Genomic DNA, 19,021 nt, shown 5'->3' on the forward strand with positions numbered 1-19,021 from the left:
CCGGAGGTCCCGCATGCAGCACCAGCACCACGAGGACGCCCCTCCCAGCACGCCCGCCCGTACCGCCGCCGACGACTACCGTCCCATCGGCATGGAACGGGTACGGGAGATCATCGGCCACCCGCCGCCCTTCATGGCGGCCAAGAAGGAGACCCGCCTCGGCGAGTTCACCACCCGGTTCATCGCGCACAGCACCTTCTTCTGCCTGGCCACGGCGGACGACGCCGGACACCTCGACATCAGCCCCAAGGGCGATCCGCCCGGAGCGGTGCGGGTGCTCGACCCCTGGACCCTGGCGCTCCCCGACCGGCCGGGCAACAAGCTCGCGGACACCTTCGAGAACCTCACCCGCAACCCGGCGGTGGGCCTGGTGTTCCTCGTACCCGGCCTCCGCGAGGCGGTGCGCGTGAACGGCGACGCGTTCATCAGCGACGACCCGGAGCTGCTGAACATGCTGCAGGCCGACGGGAAACCCGCCGTGCTGGCGACCGTCGTGCGTGTACGGGAGGTTTTCTCGCAGTGCGGAAAGGCCGTGATCCGCGCCCGGCTGTGGGAGGGCGACCCGCGCCGGTTGGCCGAAGTGGTCCTGATGGGCGGCGACTTCTACACGATGCACGTGGCCGAGCACGCGGCAAAGATGGCCGACAACCTCGGCGACCAGCTCGGACAGCTGAGCGCGATCGCCGAGATCCAGTACCGGGACAACCTGTACTGAACGTGCTCGCGGCGGGTGACCCCGTGCCGCACCACGCGCACCGGGCTCACCGGGCTCACCGGGGGACGGTTCTTCGCTCAACGCGGGAGGTTCGTCGCTCACCGCGGGCGGTTCATCCCTCCCCGCGCGCAGACCGTCCGGGCCTACGGCGACTGCCCGGGGCCATGCTGACGGGACCTCTTGACGATTGGTCTGGACCTACTTAGCGTGTGGGCGCATCGCACCTGCTCAAGCTTCACCCCACTTGCTTCTCCCGGTTCCCCCACCCAGGAGGCTCAGCATGTCCGAACGCGCCCACACCGCTCACACCCCCCGTGCGGTCCGTACCGCCCCTCGCCCCCGCCTGCTGGCTGCCGCCCTGGCCGCCGCCTGTGCCGTCCCGCTCACGATGGCCGCGGCCCCCGCCACGTCCGCGACCGGGCCCGCGGCGCCTGCCGCCGACACCTGTCCGGTGAAGTCCAAGCCGACAGGGAAGGTGCTCCAGGGCTACTGGGAGAACTGGGACGGCGCGGCCAACGGCGTGCATCCGCCGTTCGGTTGGACGCCGATCACCGACCCCCGCATCCCCCAGCACGGCTACAACGTCATCAACGCCGCGTTCCCGGTGATCCGCAGCGACGGCACCGCCCTGTGGGAGAACGGCATGGACGCGACCGTCAAGGTCGCCACGCCCGCCGAGATGTGCCAGGCCAAGGCGAACGGCCTCACCACCCTGATGTCGATAGGCGGCGCGACGGCGGGCATCGACCTCAACTCGACAGCCGTGGCGGACAAGTTCATCGCCACGCTCGTCCCGATCCTGAAGAAGTACAACTTCGACGGCATCGACATCGACATCGAGACCGGCCTCACCGGCAGCGGCACCATCACCAAACTCTCCACGTCCCAGGCCAACCTGATCCGCATCATCGACGGCGTACTCGCCCAGATGCCGTCGAACTTCGGCCTCACGATGGCGCCGGAGACGGCCTACGTCACCGGCGGCAGCGTGACGTACGGCTCGATCTGGGGCGCGTACCTCCCGATCATCAAGAAGTACGCGGACAACGGCCGCCTCTGGTGGCTCAACCAGCAGTACTACAACGGCAACATGTACGGCTGCTCCGGCGACTCCTATTCCGCCGGCACCGTCGAGGGCTTCACCAAACAGACCGACTGCCTCAACAAGGGTCTGGTCATCCAGGGCACCACCATCAAGGTCCCCTACGACAAGCAGGTCCCGGGCCTGCCCGCCCAACCCGGGGCAGGCGGCGGCTACATGAGCCCATCACTCGTCTCGCAGGCCTGGAACAACTACAACAACCAACTCAAGGGCCTGATGACCTGGTCCCTCAACTGGGACGGCTCCAAGAACTGGACCTTCGGCGACAACGTCAAGGCGCTGCAGCACCGTTAATCGGGCCGGTCGGCGGGGGGACACGCCCCATTGCGCTCCTGAGGGGGAGCCTGTCGGTGGGCGTGTCACAGGCGCGGCGGACAAGGCATACATCGCCCGCGAGGGCCCTGATCACCCGCCTCACCCACCGTCAACCAGCACCCCCCGAGCACGTCCTGCGCTGGTCCCAATGCGTCGCCGACGCCAGTTTCAGGCGCGAACCAGCCACTACGAACGACGCGGACACACACCGTTTCGACGTGCTGCAGGGCGTCGTTGGGTGGCCCCTCGCCGGATCGGGAGAGGCCGCACGTGTCCGAGGAGCTTCAGGGATGGCCCGCGGCGGCTTGGAATCACGTGCTGTCCGACGTGTGCGTCCTGTGTCCTGTTCACCCATATGGCTCCTGTTTCACTTGATTGTGCCTTATGAGGGTTCTTTCCCTTCTTGCTGGACACGTCTTCTTTGACCGACCTGCGGCGTCCGGCGCGTCAGCACAGTTCACGCCGCCGAGGGCGACGTTCGCCGCAGGTGCCAGACGAGGAACAGGAAGGGGAACTGGATGCATCTGACGCCACATGAGCAGGAGCGGCTCCTGATCCGTGCCGCGGCGGATCTGGTCGAGCGACGCCTCATGCGCGAGCCCACTCTTGGGCTGAACTATCCGGAAGTCATGGCGCTGTTCGCGGCCTATGTGCTGGAGGAGGCCCGTCACGACACGAAGACGGTCGCCGAACTCATGGACACCAATCTGGGCGATGTGGCGGCTGAACTCCAGGCCCGCCTCACCAAGTTCGGCACTACCTTGCCGACCTCGGCGAGCGGTGATCCGACCATCAAGGTCCTGCCGGGGGTCCGGGAGATGATCGCCAACGTGCAGGTCGAGGCGACGTTCAAGGACGGCACCAAGCTGGTGGTCATCCCGGATCCGCTCTGCGACGTGAAGCCCTCGACGACGGTCCACCCGGGTAAGTGGGAGCACCCGGACAAGACCCCTGTGCCGTACAACCTGGCCGGGGGCAGCACGTTCCCGACCGGGAAGAAGTTGTGGGTGAAGAACACCGCGGACCGTCCGATCCAGGTCGGCTCGCACTATCACTTGGACGACGTCAACAGGCACGGCGGGAACGTGGGCGGCAAGGGGCTCGATTTCTACGAGGACGACGGCAATGACCAGATGTCCTCCCGGCCGGCCGACGTGAACGGGTACCGGCTGCACATCGCGGCCGGTACGTCGGAGCGCTTCGAGCCCGGCGAAACGGCCGCGCGCAGGGTGTGGGTGGTGCCCATCCGGGGAGCTCTGGAGGTATGGGGCCTTCATGAGGCAAGGACGACCACAGCGGACGCGAAGGTGACCCAGCGATGACGAAGTCTGTTGCCCAGGCGGCTGCGAACTCCCCCAGCTTCACCGTGCGCCCTCCGGTGGAGCTGACGCGGGAGGACTACGCCACGCTGTACGGCCCGACGAAGGGCGACTGGATCAGGCTCGCCGACACCAATCTCGTCGTCGAGATCGAGGAGGACTGGTGCGGCGGGCCGGAGCGCAGCGGTGATGAGATGCTTTTCGGCGGCGGCAAGGTAATGCGCGAGTCGATGGGCATGTCGCACATCGCCCGGGACGGCTCCACACTGCCGCCGGGCGCCACCAGCCCCCTCCTGCCGGTGGACACGGTGATCACCGGTGCGTTGATCATTGACCACTGGGGCGTGGTGAAGGCCGACGTCGGCCTGCGGGACGGGAAGATCTACGCGATCGGCCAGGCATACAACCCGGAGACGATGACACCCAAGCCCGCGGACCAGTCCAAAGGCGCCTCGAACTTCGTGGTGGGACCGGAGACCGAGGTGATCTCCGGAAACGGGAAGATCCTGACCGCGGGTGGCATCGACACCCACGTGCACTTCCTGGGCCCCGGGCAGATCCACGAGGCACTCGCGTCGGGCGTGACCACGCTCATCGGCGGTGGTACCGGCCCTGCGGACGGCAGCAGGGCCACCACCATGACGCCCGGCGAGTGGCACATGAAGCAGACGTTCAGGGCGCTGGACGCCTATCCGGTCAACATCGGCCTGTTCGGCAAGGGCGGCACGGTCAACAAGAAGGCGCTGGAAGCCCAGATCGACGCCGGGGCCATCGGCCTCAAGATCCACGAGGACTGGGGGGCCACCCCCGCGGCCATCGACGTGGCGCTGGAGGTCTGTGAGGCCAAGAAGGCCCAAGTCGCCCTGCATGCGGACTCGATGAACGAGTCCGGGTTCGTCGAGGACACGTTCGAGGCGACCAAGGATCGCACCACCAGCAAGTACCGGGGCATTCACGTCTTCCATGTCGAAGGCGCCGGCGGCGGCCATGCACCGGACATCATGAAGCTGGTGGGCAAGAAGAGTGTGCTGCCCGCGTCGACCAACCCGACCCGGCCCCTGACGAAGAACACCGTCGCTGAGCACATGTACATGATGGTCATCTGCCATCACCTCAACCTCGACGTCCCCGCTGACGCGTCGTATGCCGACTCGCGTATCCGGCCCTCCACGATGGCCGCTGAGGACCTGCTGCACGACACCGGTGCCATCTCGATGATGTCTTCCGACTCGGGAGCCATGGGGCGTATCGGCGAGATGATCATGCGGACCTGGCAGACCGCGCACGTCAACAAGGGCCGTCGCGGCCACCTCCCGGACCCCGGCGTCCCGGGAACGACCGGCTCCCCGGGGCACGACAACTTCCGCGTCAGGCGCTACATCGCCAAGTACACGATCAACCCGGCCATCGCGCACGGCATCGACAAGTACGTCGGCTCCGTCGAGGCCGGCCCCGACAAGATCGCGGATCTGGTGCTGTGGGAGCCGAAATTCTTCGGCGTCAAGCCGCACATGATCATCAAGGGCGGGCAGATCGCCTACGCGCAGATCGGTGACGCCAACGCGTCGATCCCGACACCGCAGCCCTACCTCCCCCGCCCGGTGTGGGGAGCATGTGGCACGGCACCGGGGGGCAACTCCTTCAACTTCGTCGTGGAGGGTGCCTCGGCCCCGGGCCAGAAGCCCACCACGTACGGCCTGACCAAGGGGCTGCTGGAGATCACCTCCCCCCGCGGCAAGACCAAGGCCGACATGAAGCTCAACACGGAACAGCCGGACATCGAGATCGGCCCCGACTATTTCGACATCACCATCGGCGAGGGCGTCGGCGAGAACACGGGCACGCGCCCGGCCGCACCCTTCCCCCAGAAGAATCCGCCGCCGAGCCCGGCCAGAAGCGGGTCCGAGGAACCGGGTGCGTACCGGGGCACGACCACGGATGCCAGGACCACGGTGGAGAACCAAATGATGTTCTCCGGCCGGCCCCGAACCCCGAGCCCGCCCCCGGACCCGAACCCGGCCGGTAGGGGCCTCTACGAGTCGGAACTGCCCATGACGCAGCTGTACTTCCTGTTCTGAGCACGGCAGCGGGCCCGGCGGTCGGCCGCCGGGCCCGCTCTCCCGGGCAAAGGTTCTCCCCTTGCCCTCCTCTCTCCACCCCGTACCTGTGAAAGGCAGGCCACCGCTCCCATGAGCCATGCCACCCTGCTCGTCCTGGCCGACGGCCGTTTCCCTGCCGGTGGGCACGCCCACTCCGGCGGTGTGGAGGCCGCGGTCGCCTCGCACGGGGTCCACGACGCCGCGAGCCTGGAGGCGTTCTGCCGGGGCCGCCTGCACACCGCCGGGCTGACCGCGGCCGGCCTCGCCGCCGCGGCAGCCACCGGATACGACGTGATGGCGTTGGACGAGGCCGCGGACGCCCGCACCCCCGTACCGGCACTGCGCCACGTCGCCCGCAAGCTCGGCAGGCAGATGCTGCGTGCCGCCCGTGCCGCCTGGCCCTGCCCCGAGCTCGACCAGATCGCCCACCGCATGCCCCAAGGCGCCCACCAGCCCGTGGTCCTGGGTGTCGCCGCCCGCGCCGCCGGCCTGACCCCACTGGATGCCGCCCAGTGCGCCGCGTACGAGAGCATCGGCGGCCCGGCGACGGCGGCGGTGCGGCTGCTGAGCCTCAACCCGTTCGACGCGACCGCCCTGCTCGCCCGGCTCGCCGGCGAAGTGGACGACGTCGCGCACGCCGCCGACGAGGCGGCAGCACGGCTTGCCATCGACGGTGTCAAAGTCCTGCCCGCCGCGTCGTCGCCGCTCCTTGACATCACCGGCGAACAGCACGCCGCCTGGCCCCAGCGCCTCTTCGCATCCTGACCCACACACCGTTCGGAGAACGCCATGCACATCGACCACGCCACCACCCTGCCGCACCACCACACCCCCAGCGCCGACGCACTGCGCCGCGACGGCAGCCGCCGCGCCCTGCGCATCGGCCTCGGCGGGCCCGTCGGATCCGGCAAGACCGCCACCGTCGCCGCACTGTGCCGCGCCCTGCGCGACCGGCTTTCCATCGCCGTGGTCACCAACGACATCTACACCCGCGAGGACGCCGAGTTCCTGCTCCGCGAAGCCGTACTGCCGCCGGAGCGCATCACCGCCGTCGAGACCGGCGCCTGCCCGCACACCGCGATCCGCGACGACATCTCCGCCAACCTCGAAGCCGTCGAACAGCTGGAGGAGACACTGCCCGCACTGGACCTGATCCTTATCGAGTCCGGCGGCGACAACCTCACCGCCACCTTCTCCAAGGGCCTCGTCGACCACCAGGTGTTCGTCATCGACGTCTCCAGCGGTGACGACATCCCCCGCAAGGGCGGCCCCGGCATCACCACCGCCGACCTCCTCGTCGTCAACAAGACCGATCTCGCCCCCTATGTCGGCGCGGACCTGGAGACCATGGCCACCGACGCGAGCAAGCAGCGCGGCGACCTTCCCGTCGTCTTCACCAGCCTGGCCTCGGACGACGGCGTCCAGCCGGTCGCCCAGTGGGTCGACAGCTGCCTGTCCGCCTGGCGTGCCGAGGCCGCCGTATGACAGCCACCGCACCACATGCGCGCCCGACGCCCACGACGCAACACCCCACGCCGACGCCGGTGGCCGAAAAGGAGGAGACAGACAGCGGGCGAACGAACGAGACACCCGCCGTCGTGCGCAGGCCCGCAACGGACCCCGAGCTCTCGGGAGTCCGTGCCACCGCCGTCATCAGGGCCTCGCACAACGGCTCCGTCACCACCGTCCCGCGCCTGCGCAGCAGTGGCCCCTTCCACCTGCACCGGACACCATCCCGCAACGGGTGGGCCCGAGTCAGCGTCATCAGCGCCATGTGCGCACCGCTCGGCGGAGACCGTCTCGCCCTCGACGTCACCGCCGAGGAACACGCCCAGCTGGAGGTGTCCACGGCAGCCGCCACGATCGCGCTGCCCGGCGCCACCGCCGCCCCCGCCACCTACGACGTCCGCCTCACCGTCGGCGACCACGCCATCCTGGCCTGGCTGCCCAAACCCTTGATCAGCGTCCAGAACAGCACCCTCCACCAGACCTGCACCGTCGGCCTCGCACCGACCGCCGCCGTCATCCTGCGCGAAGAGCAGCTCCTCGGCCGCACTCCCGAGCCCCCCGGTCACCTCACCATGCGCCTGACCGTGCATCGAGGCGGTCGTCCCGTCCTCGACCAGCACACCGCCTACGGCGGGACGGCACCGGCATGGGACGGTCCCGCCGTGCTCGGCGGATACCGCGCTGTCGGTCAACTCCTGGTCGTGGACCCCCACCTGCCCTGTGATCACCCACCGATCCTCATCGGTGACGATCCCGAGGCAGGCCATGCCGTTCTCACCCCGCTCGCCCAGCACCCCGCCTACCTGGCAACCGCCACCGCCCGCAGCCTCCACGACGTGGGCAAACTCCTGGACACAGCCCTCGAACACATCAAGGGCATGGAGCCGAGAGCGACCTGAACAACAGGCCCCTGCCTGTCCGACACGCCCTCGTGGAGGGGCGGCGCGAACCCCGCCGGCAGCGGGCTGAGCGGTCTGCGCAGCAGGACGGCTGCCCTCGACGGTGTCCTGCACGTCGACAGCCCCGCAGGGGGACCCACCACCATCGGGCTGCGCGCGGCGCTGGAGATCCGCGAGCGATGGCCGGAGGTCGGAGTGCTGGTGCTGTCCCAACACGTCGAGCGCAACTACGCGGTGCAACTGCTGGCCGCCAGCGCGGAACGAGGGCCGCTCGCAGAGGGACCGGCCTCGCACCCCGGGCGTGCGGCGGCTGTGTTTCCGCACCCCGGGTGTGCTCGGTTCCCGGTCCGCCTGGGAGCTCTAGAGGCTGGGGACGCCCGCCGCCGTGCCGGGGATGGCAGGGGTGCCCGCCGCCGTGCCCGGGAGAGCGGGGGTCGGCAGTTGGCCGAGGGCCGGCAGGTTCGGGGCCACGTCCTTCACCGTGTTCAGCCCGATGTCCGTGAAGACGGTGGTGGCCAGTTGGCCCAAGTGGACCAGCAGCGTTCCCGCAGCCGTCGTCAGGGCGGCGTTGTCCGCCTTGAGCGCGGCGTCCACCAGCGCCTTGGTGTCGGCCTTGATCTGCGTGACCGACGCCTTGAGGTCGACCCGTACGGAAGCGGAAGCGGAAGCGGAAGCGGGAGCGGGAGCGGCTGCGCGGCCGTCCGTGGTGGCCGGGGAGCCGCCCGGGATGATGGCCATCAGGTTGTCGAGCTCCTTGTCGGAGTCCTTGCGGGCCTCCTCCAGCTTCCCCTTGTCCTTCTCGCCGTTGACCGCGAGACCGGCGAGTTTGCCCGTCTGCTGTGACGCCGTACCGAACTTGGTGACGGTCCGGTAGGTCGACGCGAGCTTCTCCCGGTCCTTGTCCTTGGCTGCGGCCACGGCATTTCCGGTACGGGCCGCCGCCGACGAGGTGGCGGCGCCGGCCGGCGCGGACGGGGTCGTCCGCGCGTCCGGTGATGCGACTGCTGCGGGGCCCAGAGTCAGTACGCCGCAGAGCGCAACGGTGACGGAGGCGGAGAGGGCGGTCGTGTGGCCCATGGGGCGTTTCCTTCCGGTGGTACAAGCGCGAGGGCTGTCTCACCGATCACACTCAGCCACACTCTGATCACCCGCAATCGGAGCAGTCGGGGCTACGGGGCCGGGAGCCACCGGCGCCCGGCGTCGCCGACACGAGTTCCAGGTAGTCGTGCAGGGGCTGTCCGGCCGCGAGCATCGCTCTGCTGCGACGGGTGAGGCGGGTGTGCCACTCGGCCAGCACGTCGGCCAGCGCGGTGGTGGTGCCCGCATCGTGCAACCGGTCGGTGAAGTCCTTGATACGGGTCAACGGATAACCCCCGCGCCGGAGTTGGCGGGCCACGTACGCCTCGCGCACCGCTCCGGGCGGATAGCGGCGGTGGCCCGTGCCGGGGTCGCGCCGGGGGTGCAGGATGCCGGCCGCCTCCCACTTGCGCAGCGAGGCAGGGTGCATACCGAGCTGGTGGGCCAGGGCGCCGACCGTGAGTTGCGGGCCCGAACCCTCCTCGTACGGTACGGGCGTGGGGCCGGTGGTCAGCGTGCCGAGCGCGGCGGTGACCTCGTCGAGCGTCTCGCGTTCGCGCAGCAGAGCCGCGTGGGCCTGGTCCACGAGGCGAAAGAGCGTTCCGGCGTCCCCGCGGTGGGCGGCGCGGAGGATGTCCGCGGCCGTACGGTGCCCGAAGCCGGGCCGCAGCGCGAGAAAGGCACGCAGTGCTTGCGCGTGGAGGGCCGTGTAACGCCGGTACCCGGACGGGCTGCGTTCGGCCGGCGGCAGGATGCCCTCGTCCTCGTAGTTGCGTACGGCCTGCGTCGACAGAGCGTGCTCGCGGGCCAGGTCGACGGGGCGGAGGGACCGGGAGGCAGGGGCTCCGGGAGCGGGAGAGTCCGTGCGAGGCGACATGGGCAGTGAGCCTACGTTTGAGGGTTGGCGGCACTTAGCAGCGTGAATTCTGGCAGAAAGTCTCAATGGAATGTTCAAGGATACGGTAGAAGTCACGCCTTCCTCCTTGCGTCCTTCCCGAAGGGGATTCACCGTGATCCGTCCACCCACCGTCCACGACCTCGGGCTCCGTCCCGGCGACGGCCCGGCCGAACTCGCCTCCGCGGTCGACCGGCTGCTGGCCGCCCTCCCGCTGCCGCCCCTCCTCCTCGGCCTGGGTGAACCCACCCACGGCGTCGAGGAGTTTCCGCGGCTGCGCAACGACATGCTGTTCCACCTGGTGCGCCACCACGGTTACCGTTCCCTCGCCGTCGAGAGCGACTGGCTGGCGGCGACCGCCGTCAACGACCACATCACCGCCGGTGCGGGAGACCTGGACCAGGCCCTGGCCACCGGTTTCAGCCACGGCTGGGGCGGGTCACCTGCCAACCGCGAGCTCGTCGTACGGCTGCGCGAGTACAACACGGGTCGTGACCCGGCCGACCAGGTCCGGTTCCACGGGTTCGACGCCCCGCTCGAACAGGGTGACCACCCGAGCCCCCGCGCAGCCCTGCTGGCGGCCCACGCGTACCTGGCCGAGCGGCTGCCCGCGCACAGCGTCCCGTACGAGGCCCGGCGGCTTCGCGAGCTTCTCGGTGACGACGGAGACTGGACCGACCCTGCCGCCTTCATGGATCCTGCCCGCGCCGTAGGGGACTCCGAGCAGGCGCGTACGCTGCGGCTCGCCGCCCATGACGTACTGGCGGTGTACGAGTCCGAGCTGCCGGGACTGCGCCGGGGCGGCACCGGGGAGAGCGCGGCGTTCGACCACGCGTACGCACACGCGCGTACCGCCAAGGGACTGCTGCGCTACCACGCGGCACTCGCCTCCACCGCGCCGGACCGCATGTCGGGCATCATCGCGGTCAGGGGCGCCATGATGGCCGAGAACCTCCTGGCCCTGGCGGCCACCGAGGCCCGGCGCGGGCCGTGCCTGGTCTTCGCGCACAACCGCCACCTCCAGCGTAACGAAGCCGTCATGGCGTTCCCGGGTACGGAACTGCGCTGGTGGGGCGCGGGCGCACTCGTCTCGGCGTCCGCCGTCGGCCCCCGGTACGCCTTCGTCGCCGCCCACCTGGATCCGGGCTCCCTGCCCGAGCCCGTACCCATGTCCTACCTGCCGATGGACGAGGCCGACCGGGAGGGCATGGACGCCATTGCCTACGTCGGCCGGGAAGAACGGGAAGAAAGCGGGCGGTCAGTTCGCTGAAGTGCGTATGACACCTCACAGCACGGACAGCGCGAGCGATACGGGCGAGACGGGCAGCACTTCCCAGGACGAGCACGGCAGCCAGGGGGGCCACGGGCACAAGGGGCATCGGATCACCGTCGAGCAGGGCACGGCGCACGTGCGTGTCGTACGGGACGGCCGGCTGCTCGCGGAGAGCCGGCAGCCACTCCTGCTGCACGAGACCGGGTTGCCGGTCCGCTACTACCTGCCGCCCGAGGACGTCCGCACCGAGCTCCTGACCGCCTCGGACACCACCACCCACTGCCCCTTCAAGGGTGACGCCTCCTACTGGTCGGTGCCGGGCAAGGCCGACCTGGTGTGGGCCTACCCCGAACCGATTTCCCAAGTCGCCGCGATCAAGGACCACTTCTGCTTCTACGACACGGAGCTCGTCGAGGACGAGTGAGGAGACCGGGACTCGCGCACGCGCAGAGGGCCTCCCGATGGCGTCAGGGAGGCCCTCTGCGGTGAGTTGCGCCGGACGCGTCGAACGCGGCGAATGCACGAGATGTACCGGGCGTACCGGGCGTACCTGGCGCGACAGGTGTATGGGTGTATCAACTATGCCGGACAGGTCAGATGTTCGCCGACCCGTTGCCGAAGCTCGGGTTCAGCAGACCGATCACATTGACCGTGTTGCCGGTGAGGTTCACCGGGACGTGCACCGGGACCTGGACCAGGTTGCCGGAAATGACGCCGGGGGAGTTGAGGGCCGCGCCCTCGGCCTCGGCACCGCTGGCCGAGGCGGCGCCCGCGCCGGCAGCGACCATTCCACCGGCGACCATCGTGACGGCAACAGCCTTGTTGAGCTTGTTCATAAGGTCCTCCTGAATATTCCTGCGGCCGGCCAGCCGCAGCACACAGGGAAGAACGCGCGAATGCCGCCGAGGACACGCGGTTCCCGAACCCGGTTGATCCGGCGCGGTGTTGACGCCTCCGCCCAGCACTCCGGACACCGCGTTGTGCACCGTTCGCTCGGCCGGGGGCGGACCCGTCCGGTCGGCGAGGAGCAGGTGGCCGATGCCGATGAGGGTGGGGGCCAGGGTGGCCGGGTCGGCGGCGGCGGTGATCCGGCCGTCGGCCTGCTCGGCGGCCAGGTAGGCGGCGAGAACCGCCGTCGCCTCGGTCAGCAACGGGATGCCGACGGGCGACCGTGCGGCACACCACGCTCGCGGTGATCGCTGTACGTGCGGGAGCGGCGGTACGCCCCCCACGGCGCGGGCTGACGGGCTGAACCTGCGAGCCGAGCCGGGCCGATCGACCGGACCGACCGGACCGGCAGGGCCGGCCGGACCGGTCGAGGCCGTCGGTTCGGCGGGCCGGGCGCCCGCACGGCCGAGCCGCAACCCGGTTGGCGCAGTTCAGGGCGGCTCGGCGCGCGAGCTGTCCGTATGTTGACTGAATGATCGTCACATCGGGTTATCGCGCAGCGTCCTGTCGAGTCGTCACGGGGACAGCGGTCACGCTGCTCCTCCTTCCCGCACTGCTTGCCTCCCCGGCGGCAGCGGAGACCGCCCCTGTCCCCGACACCGGAGCGGCCGGAGCTCAGAGCAGTGCCGTCCGCCCCGTTCCCGACACCGGAGCCGCCGGAGCTCAGAGCAGTGTCGTCCTGAACGCTCAGAGCAGTGCCGGCCGTACCGCTCAGGGCAGCGCCGGCCCGCAAGCTCAGAGCGCCGGCCTGCAAGCTCGGGGAAGTGCCGCCGCGAACAAGGTGGTGTCCGCCCGCGCCTGGCTCGTCGCGGACGCGAAGTCCGGGTCCGTGATCGCCGCCCACAACCCGCACTGGAAGCTGCCCCCCGCCAGCGCCCTCAAGACGCTGTTCGCACTCACCGCGCTGCCCCGGGTGCCCGGTGGCGCCCTGCGCACGGTCAGCAGGAGCGACCTGGCGGGGGTGGGCAGCGGCAGCAGCGTCGTCGGTGTGAAGGTGGGCCGGACCTACCGGGCAGCCGATCTGTGGCGCGGCACGTTCCTGCGCTCGGGCAACGACGCCGTGCACGTCCTGGCCGCCATGAACGGCGGCTGGAGGTCCAGCATCTCGCAGATGCAGGCCAAGGCCCGCGCACTCGGCGCCCGCGACACCAAGGTGGCCTCCGCGGACGGTTACGACGCGCCGGGTCAGGTCTCCAGCGCGTACGACCTGGCCCTCTTCGCGCGGGCCGGGCTGAACAACTCCCAGTTCTCCCGGTACGCCGCCACCGCCAACTCCCGCTTCCCCAGCGGCACCCGGTCGGACGGCAGCCACACCTCCTCGTACCCCATCCAGAACACCAACCGGCTGCTCACCGGCGCGGACGGCATCGGCCGCTACCCGGGTCTGGTCGGGATCAAGAACGGTTACACCAGCAAAGCGGGCAACACTCTCATCGCCGCCGCGCGCAGGAACGGCCGAACCCTGATCGTCACCGTCCTCAACCCGCAGCGGGGCGACGGCCTCACCGTCTACCGCGAGGCCCGCGCCCTGCTCGACTGGGGCTTCAAGGCCGTGGGTCACGTCAAGTCCCTCGGCTCCCTCAACCAGCCCGTTCGCTGACCCGGGACCCTCCTCCCGCCCCGGACGACAGGCCCCTTAACCTGGCCGGCATGACTGAACCGGCTGCTGGCACGGGACCTGTCGAGCTCGTGATCTTCGACTGCGACGGTGTCCTGGTCGACAGTGAGCGACTGCTTCAGCGCCACCGACGTCCCCTTTGGTAAACCGGCCCCCGACCTCTTCCTGCACGCGGCCCGTTCGTTGGGCGTGGCGCCGGAGCATTGCGTGGTCGTCGAGGACAGCCGGTACGGGGTCGAGGCCGCCCGCGCGGCCGGAATGCGTGCCTTCGGATACTGCGGAGGGCTCAGTACGGCCGCCCGGCTGGAGGCGGTGGGCGCGGTCGTCTTCGACGACATGAACGCCCTCCCGGCGCTGCTGGGTGTCGAGGGGCCGCCGAAGGGCCGGGTGGCGGGTCCGCCGGGGTGCGCCGAGTCCGGTACTGAGCGTGTGCCGGGCGGCGGTCGGTAGGAAAACCGGGTGCGCGGAGTCCGCGTCGCCCACTACGGTCCCGCGGATGGACTCACCGGAGAATCTGGACCCAGCAGCCCACGGCCTCAGGAAGCAGGTGGCTCAGGGCCCCTCCCAGGACGCCCCGGAGGACGGTTACTTCGGTGCGTCGGTGGCGGCGGATTACGACGATCCCTCGTCGGACATGTTCGGGCCCGAAGCGGTCGAACCGGCCGCCGACCTTCTCGCCGGACTCGCCGGCGGTGGCCCGGCCCTTGAGTTCGGCGTCGGTACCGGGCGCATCGCGCTCCCGCTCGCCCGTCGCGGCGTACCCGTCCACGGCATCGATCTGTCCCGCGCGATGGTGCGCAAGCTCCGGGAGAAGCCGGGCGGCGACACGGTCGGTGTGACGATCGGCGACTTCGCGACGGCGCACGCGGCGGGGCGGGGGGAGTTCACCCTGGCCTACCTCGTCTTCAACACCGTCATGAACCTCACCACCCAGGACGAGCAGGTCGCCTGCTTCCGCAACGCCGCCGAACACCTCGCCCCCGGTGGCCTCTTCGTCGTCGAGGTCGCTGTCCCGGACCTGCGGCTGCTGCCGCCGGGCCAGCACGCCGTGCCCTTCCAAGTCACCCCCACCCGCTGGGCGTTCGACAACTACGACGTCGCCACCCAGGCGATGAGTTCGAACTACGTCGAGGTCGTCGAGGGCCGCGGCTCGTACCGCTCGATCCCCTTCCGGTACGTCTGGCCCGCCGAACTGGACCTGATGGCCAGGCTCGCCGGAATGCGGCTGCGGGACCGCTGGGAGGGGTGGGGACGGGAGCCCTTCACCAACGAGAGCGGAAAGCACGTCTCGGTCTGGGAGAAGGCTGCCCCCTGAGGTTGCTCTGAGGTTGCTCTGAGGTTGCTCTGAAGTTGCTCCAGAGGGCGGAGAGTTGACGGCGACCGGGCCCGAACGTTCGGACTCCGCTTCCGTTCCTTTTGGTTTCTCTTCGGTCCCTCTTTCGGTCCCTCTCTGGTCCCTCTGTCAAAAGTGCAGGTCAAGAGAGGTTCAAGAGAGCGGGAAGAGGCCGGGAGGGACTCAGAGGGACTGACTCCCCGAGTTGGGGTCGCCGTGCCACGAGCGCCGGAGCACCGCGTACGCGCCACCGGCCGTGACCAGGTCGGCGTGGGACCCGAGTTCGCCTGTGCGACTAGAGGTCGGCCGGGCGTGTTCCGTCCGTGTCCAGGCCGTCGACGAGACGGTCCAGGAAGCGGGAGAACAGGGCGTCGGGGGAGAGGGGGCGCGGCGGGGCGGCGAGAGCCTCGGCGAGTTCCGGGTGCCGGCCGTCGGCGGCGACGGCGGACAGGTAACGGACCTCGGCCGCGGTGCGGTCCGGGTGGTCCGCCGCCGCGGACCTCGCGATCTCGTGGCCCGCGTAACCGGCGACGAAGCCGGTCAGCTGGCTGAAGACCTCCAGTTTCGCGGCGCCGTCCAGGCCGGTGGGGCGCAGTGCCGCGAGTGCGTGCTCCAGGAAGGCCAGGGCGTTGGGGCCGAGGGAGCGGCGGGTGGACAGTGCGGCCGGCAGCCAGCGGTGGCGGAGCATCTGGGCGCGCTGGAGACGCGCGACGGCCTTGAGGTCGGTACGCCAGTCACCGGTGAGGGGGGACGCGGCCGTGGCCGGCGCGAGTTCGGCGCTGATGTGGTCGACCATCAGCTCCAGCAGGGTGTCCTTGTCGGGGGCGTAGCTGTAGAGGGACATGACGCCCGCCCCGACCTCGGCTGCCACCCGCCGCATCGTGACCGCGTCCAGCCCCTCGGTGTCCGCCAGGGCCACCGCGGCAGCCGTGATCGCCGTACGGGAGAAGGCGGGCTTGCGGCCTCTGCCCGGCCGGGTGGTGCGGGTGCCGAGCCAGAGCTCTTGCGGGTCGACGGCTGTGGGGGTCGAACTGTCGCCGCGGGGCATGGTCGCTCGCTTCCTGATGGTGATGGTCCATCCAAGCATCCGTTATTCTCGTACACCGTACGAAAATAACGAAGGGCAGGTTCGCGATGCAGAAGGCAATCGGTGACACGCGCGGGAGCGGGTGGAGCCCCACCTCCGCCAAGCCGCCGCCCCTCTCCTCCCGGCTGATGCGGGCCTCCTGGCGCAAGCTCCCGGCCAAGCGGTACGACGTCGGGTGGGAGCCGGGTCTTGAGGTGCCGGGGGCCGACGGCAGCCGGCTGGTCACCGATCACTACTTCCCGCGCGCCGAGGGCGACTTCCCCACGCTCCTCGTCCGCTCGCCCTACGGGAGAGGTGTCCCCTGGTCGCCCCAGTACGGGATCCTCTTCGCCGAACAGGGCTTCCACGTCGTCCTGCAGAGCTGCCGTGGCACCGGCGGTTCCGGCGGGAGCTTCCACTACTGGCGCAACGAGGCCTCCGACGGGCAGGCCGCTGTCACCTGGCTACGTCAACAACCCTGGTTCAACGGCGTGTTGGGCACGGTGGGTCCCAGCTATCTGGGTTATGCGCAGTGGGCCCTCGCCCTCGACCCACCGCCCGAGCTGAAGGCCATGGCGGTCCAACTCGGCCTGCACGACCCGCATGCCCTCTTTCACGCGCCCGCGGCAGAAGGGGCCACCGGTGCGCTCCGGCTGGAGAACTCGCTCGCCGTCGGCGCGGGCGTCGCGTACCAGCACCGAGGCATCCGCCCCCTCGTCCGGGCGATGGTCCGCCTCAGGCGCGGGCTGGCCCGCATCGTCACGGCCAGACCACTGCGCGGCGCGTACGAACGGGCCCTCGGCGAACTGCCGTGGCTGGAGGGGGCGATGGCCCACCCCGACCCGGGCGACAGCTACTGGCAGGGTGCTTCACTCGCCGGCGCCGCCCACCGCCACCGCGCGGACATACCCGTCAGCCTGGTTACCGGGTGGCACGACGGCCTGGCCGACCAGACCTTCCAGCAGTACGAGAGCCTGCGCGCGGCGGGCTGCGAGACGGCGCTCCTCGTCGGCCCCTGGACCCACACCACCGCTTTCCAGCAGGGCTGGCCCGAGGTGTTCGCGGAGACGCTGGCCTGGCTGCGCGCCCACCTGTGCGACGACCCGTCCGGGCTGCGGCCCACAGCGGTACGGGTGCATGTGGGTGGTGGTGCGGGGAGGGGTACGGGCGAAGGGGAGTGGCGTGATCTGGACGGGTGGCCGCACGGGACGGGGGCGGGGGCGGGGGCGGGGGCGGGGGTGGTCCCAGGCGCGGACGCCGGTGTGGCCGATGTGACGGGTGTGGCTGCTGTGACGGGCGTGGCCGGTGTGTCCGGCGGTTTGTGGTTCCCGGCTGCCGGCGGTCGCCTGGTCCGGCAGGGCCCGGTGGGTGACGGCCCTGTCGCCTCGTTCCGTTACGACCCGGACGATCCCACTCCGTCCGTCGGGGGAGCCCTGTTCTCCCCGGCCGCCGGCGCCCGGGACAACACGGCCCTGGAGGCGCGTGACGACGTGCGCACCTTCACCGGCCCACCGCTGGCCGAAGCCCTGGAAGTCCTCGGCCCGGTCTTCGCGCACCTGCGGATCTCCACCGGCCCGAGCGACGGCCCACGCTCAGACCCGAGCGCTGGTCTGAGCGACGGCCCGAGCACGGACCCGAGCGATGCCCTGAGCGACGGCCCACGCGCAGACCCGAGCGCTGGTCTGAGCGACAGCCCGAGCACAGACCCGAGCGATGCCCTGAGCGACGGCCCGAGCACTCGCCCCGACGCGAGCCCCAGGTTTGCCGATGTCTTCGTGCGTCTCTGTGACGTGGACCCCGCGGGTCGGTCCTTCAACGTCTGTGACGGCATCACCTCGCTCCGTACCGCCGGGGACGACCCGACGGCCGCCACCGTCGCGATGAGCTCCACCGCATACCGCTTCGCCCCCGGCCACCGGGTCCGCCTCCAGCTCAGCGGCGGCGCCCACCCGCGTTACGCACGCGGCTCCGGCACCGGGCAACTCCCCCTGGACGCGACGGAGTTCAAGCCCGTGGACATCACGCTGCACACGGGCTCGGCGCTCAGCCTTCCGTGACGGAGCCGGTGGTCGGGCGGGCGCCCGCCTCGATCTCCCGCTTGAGGTTGCGCAGGGTCCGGTCGATGTTGCGGACCTGGAAGACCGCGAAGGTCTGACCGCCGGTGGCGATCCGGTCGAAGGTGTCGGCGACGAAGGTGGGCCACGAGCGGCGGTCGTCCGTCCAGCTCTCGGTCACCTTCGTCCCTGGCCCGGCGCCGGCCGCACCTTTCGTCTCCTCGAACCGGTACTTCCAGGTGGCGATGGGCGCGCTCAGCCGGGGGTTCTTGAGCCCGATCGCGTGCACGCGGAAGGCGAAGCAGCGGCCGGGCTCGGCCTCGGTCACCGTGCAGCGGGTGGTCCAGCGGAACGCGCCGCGCTTGTTGTGCCCCTCGAAGACGAGGCCGACCCGGGCGGGCTCGTCCGGGCCGCCGGGCCCCTGCTCGTCACCGAGCACCGTCGCGCCGAGGTTCTCCGGGCTCCACCTTCCCATCAGGGCAGGCCGGCTGACCTGCTCGTACACCGAAAGCGGTGTGGCCTCGATCAGGATGCTGCGGGCGACGGTGAATGTGCGGGCCATGAGAACTCCGTTCGTGCCGTTCCTCGACCCGGGCGACCTTACTCGTGAGTAGGGGTGGGTGTCAGCAGGTCGCTCCGTACCCGTACGACTGCCGGGTGTGACTCGAACACCCCGTCACCGGATTTTTCGGGTTCCCCGCATCCCTTGTGCGCCAACGGTTCCGCCCGCCCGGAGGGTGCCCAGGGTGCCGTTTCCCTTTCGCGCCGGGTGCCCTCAACCCGTAAAGTCGTACACACG

Annotated in this window: 17 protein-coding genes and 2 pseudogenes; 14 read left to right on the forward strand and 5 right to left on the reverse strand. The window is 70.3% G+C overall.

Features of this window, described 5'->3' with window-relative positions; translation table 11 throughout:
* Positions 1 to 13 precede the first annotated feature (13 nt).
* From ACIQM4_RS19610 to ACIQM4_RS19645, 8 genes and pseudogenes are all read left to right on the forward strand, one after another.
* On the forward strand, positions 14 to 715 hold the full coding sequence (locus ACIQM4_RS19610; protein WP_401592944.1) for an MSMEG_1061 family FMN-dependent PPOX-type flavoprotein: 702 nt from the start codon (positions 14 to 16) through the stop codon (positions 713 to 715).
* Between the two features lie 280 nt (positions 716 to 995).
* Positions 996 to 2,111 (forward strand): chitinase, encoded by a 1,116-nt coding sequence (locus ACIQM4_RS19615; protein ID WP_401592946.1) that lies wholly within the window; start codon positions 996 to 998, stop codon positions 2,109 to 2,111.
* Between the two features lie 539 nt (positions 2,112 to 2,650).
* Positions 2,651 to 3,454, forward strand: a complete 804-nt coding sequence (locus ACIQM4_RS19620; RefSeq protein ID WP_401592948.1) for an urease subunit gamma — start codon at positions 2,651 to 2,653, stop codon at positions 3,452 to 3,454.
* Positions 3,451 to 5,529 (forward strand): urease subunit alpha, encoded by a 2,079-nt coding sequence (gene ureC, locus ACIQM4_RS19625; protein ID WP_401592950.1) that lies wholly within the window; start codon positions 3,451 to 3,453, stop codon positions 5,527 to 5,529. The genes ACIQM4_RS19620 and ureC overlap by 4 nt, the downstream gene beginning before the upstream one ends.
* A 111-nt stretch (positions 5,530 to 5,640) precedes the next feature.
* A complete protein-coding gene (locus ACIQM4_RS19630) occupies positions 5,641 to 6,315 on the forward strand; it encodes an urease accessory protein UreF (protein ID WP_401592952.1) in 675 nt (224 codons plus the stop codon).
* Between the two features lie 24 nt (positions 6,316 to 6,339).
* Positions 6,340 to 7,035, forward strand: a complete 696-nt coding sequence (gene ureG / locus ACIQM4_RS19635; RefSeq protein WP_401592954.1) for an urease accessory protein UreG — start codon at positions 6,340 to 6,342, stop codon at positions 7,033 to 7,035.
* A gap of 113 nt (positions 7,036 to 7,148) precedes the next feature.
* Entirely contained in the window at positions 7,149 to 7,958 is an 810-nt protein-coding gene (locus ACIQM4_RS19640) for an urease accessory protein UreD (RefSeq protein ID WP_401592956.1), read from the forward strand.
* Between the two features lie 138 nt (positions 7,959 to 8,096).
* Positions 8,097 to 8,219 (forward strand): annotated as a pseudogene (locus ACIQM4_RS19645) (DNA-binding response regulator); the annotation flags it as partial.
* Between the two features lie 99 nt (positions 8,220 to 8,318).
* Here ACIQM4_RS19645 and ACIQM4_RS19650 read toward each other — a convergent pair.
* Positions 8,319 to 9,035 (reverse strand): hypothetical protein, encoded by a 717-nt coding sequence (locus ACIQM4_RS19650; RefSeq protein ID WP_401592958.1) that lies wholly within the window; start codon positions 9,033 to 9,035, stop codon positions 8,319 to 8,321.
* Positions 9,036 to 9,102: 67 nt separating this feature from the next.
* Positions 9,103 to 9,912: a MerR family DNA-binding transcriptional regulator gene (locus ACIQM4_RS19655; RefSeq protein WP_401592960.1), complete on the reverse strand. Its 810-nt coding sequence runs from the start codon at positions 9,910 to 9,912 to the stop codon at positions 9,103 to 9,105.
* A gap of 133 nt (positions 9,913 to 10,045) precedes the next feature.
* On the opposite strand from ACIQM4_RS19655, the gene ACIQM4_RS19660 reads away from it, so the two are divergent.
* Together ACIQM4_RS19660 and ACIQM4_RS19665 are read left to right on the forward strand one after the other, a co-directional pair.
* Positions 10,046 to 11,200 carry an erythromycin esterase family protein gene (locus ACIQM4_RS19660; RefSeq protein WP_401592962.1) on the forward strand — a complete coding sequence of 385 codons (1,155 nt, stop codon included), beginning with the start codon at positions 10,046 to 10,048 and terminating at the stop codon, positions 11,198 to 11,200.
* Between the two features lie 7 nt (positions 11,201 to 11,207).
* Positions 11,208 to 11,627 carry a DUF427 domain-containing protein gene (locus ACIQM4_RS19665; RefSeq protein WP_401592964.1) on the forward strand — a complete coding sequence of 140 codons (420 nt, stop codon included), beginning with the start codon at positions 11,208 to 11,210 and terminating at the stop codon, positions 11,625 to 11,627.
* Between the two features lie 169 nt (positions 11,628 to 11,796).
* Here the strand turns inward: ACIQM4_RS19665 and ACIQM4_RS19670 are convergent, their stop codons facing one another.
* Positions 11,797 to 12,039, reverse strand: a complete 243-nt coding sequence (locus ACIQM4_RS19670) for a chaplin (RefSeq protein ID WP_401593195.1) — start codon at positions 12,037 to 12,039, stop codon at positions 11,797 to 11,799.
* Positions 12,040 to 12,935: 896 nt separating this feature from the next.
* Between ACIQM4_RS19670 and ACIQM4_RS19675 the strand changes: the two genes are divergently transcribed.
* The 3 genes and pseudogenes from ACIQM4_RS19675 to ACIQM4_RS19685 all read left to right on the forward strand — a co-directional run bounded on the left by ACIQM4_RS19675 (position 12,936) and on the right by ACIQM4_RS19685 (position 15,084).
* Entirely contained in the window at positions 12,936 to 13,751 is an 816-nt protein-coding gene (locus ACIQM4_RS19675) for a D-alanyl-D-alanine carboxypeptidase family protein (RefSeq protein WP_401592966.1), read from the forward strand.
* 135 nt (positions 13,752 to 13,886) lie between these two features.
* Positions 13,887 to 14,219, forward strand: a pseudogene (locus ACIQM4_RS19680) (HAD family hydrolase); the annotation flags it as partial.
* A 46-nt stretch (positions 14,220 to 14,265) separates the two neighbouring features.
* Entirely contained in the window at positions 14,266 to 15,084 is an 819-nt protein-coding gene (locus tag ACIQM4_RS19685; RefSeq protein ID WP_401592968.1) for a class I SAM-dependent DNA methyltransferase, read from the forward strand.
* A gap of 313 nt (positions 15,085 to 15,397) precedes the next feature.
* On the opposite strand, the gene ACIQM4_RS19690 is transcribed toward ACIQM4_RS19685, so the two are convergent.
* Entirely contained in the window at positions 15,398 to 16,150 is a 753-nt protein-coding gene (locus ACIQM4_RS19690) for a TetR/AcrR family transcriptional regulator C-terminal domain-containing protein (protein ID WP_401592969.1), read from the reverse strand.
* A gap of 167 nt (positions 16,151 to 16,317) precedes the next feature.
* On the opposite strand from ACIQM4_RS19690, the gene ACIQM4_RS19695 reads away from it, so the two are divergent.
* On the forward strand, positions 16,318 to 18,225 hold the full coding sequence (locus tag ACIQM4_RS19695) for a CocE/NonD family hydrolase (protein WP_401593197.1): 1,908 nt from the start codon (positions 16,318 to 16,320) through the stop codon (positions 18,223 to 18,225).
* Here ACIQM4_RS19695 and ACIQM4_RS19700 read toward each other — a convergent pair.
* The gene (locus ACIQM4_RS19700) at positions 18,212 to 18,784 is read right to left on the reverse strand and encodes an SRPBCC family protein (RefSeq protein ID WP_401592971.1); all 573 of its coding nucleotides are present in this window, start codon (positions 18,782 to 18,784) and stop codon (positions 18,212 to 18,214) included. The two genes, ACIQM4_RS19695 and ACIQM4_RS19700, sit on opposite strands and share 14 nt — an antisense overlap.
* Between the last annotated feature and the right edge of the window lie 237 nt (positions 18,785 to 19,021).

This window comes from Streptomyces sp. NPDC091272, assembly GCF_044757485.1.
In the GTDB taxonomy this organism is placed as follows: domain Bacteria; phylum Actinomycetota; class Actinomycetes; order Streptomycetales; family Streptomycetaceae; genus Streptomyces.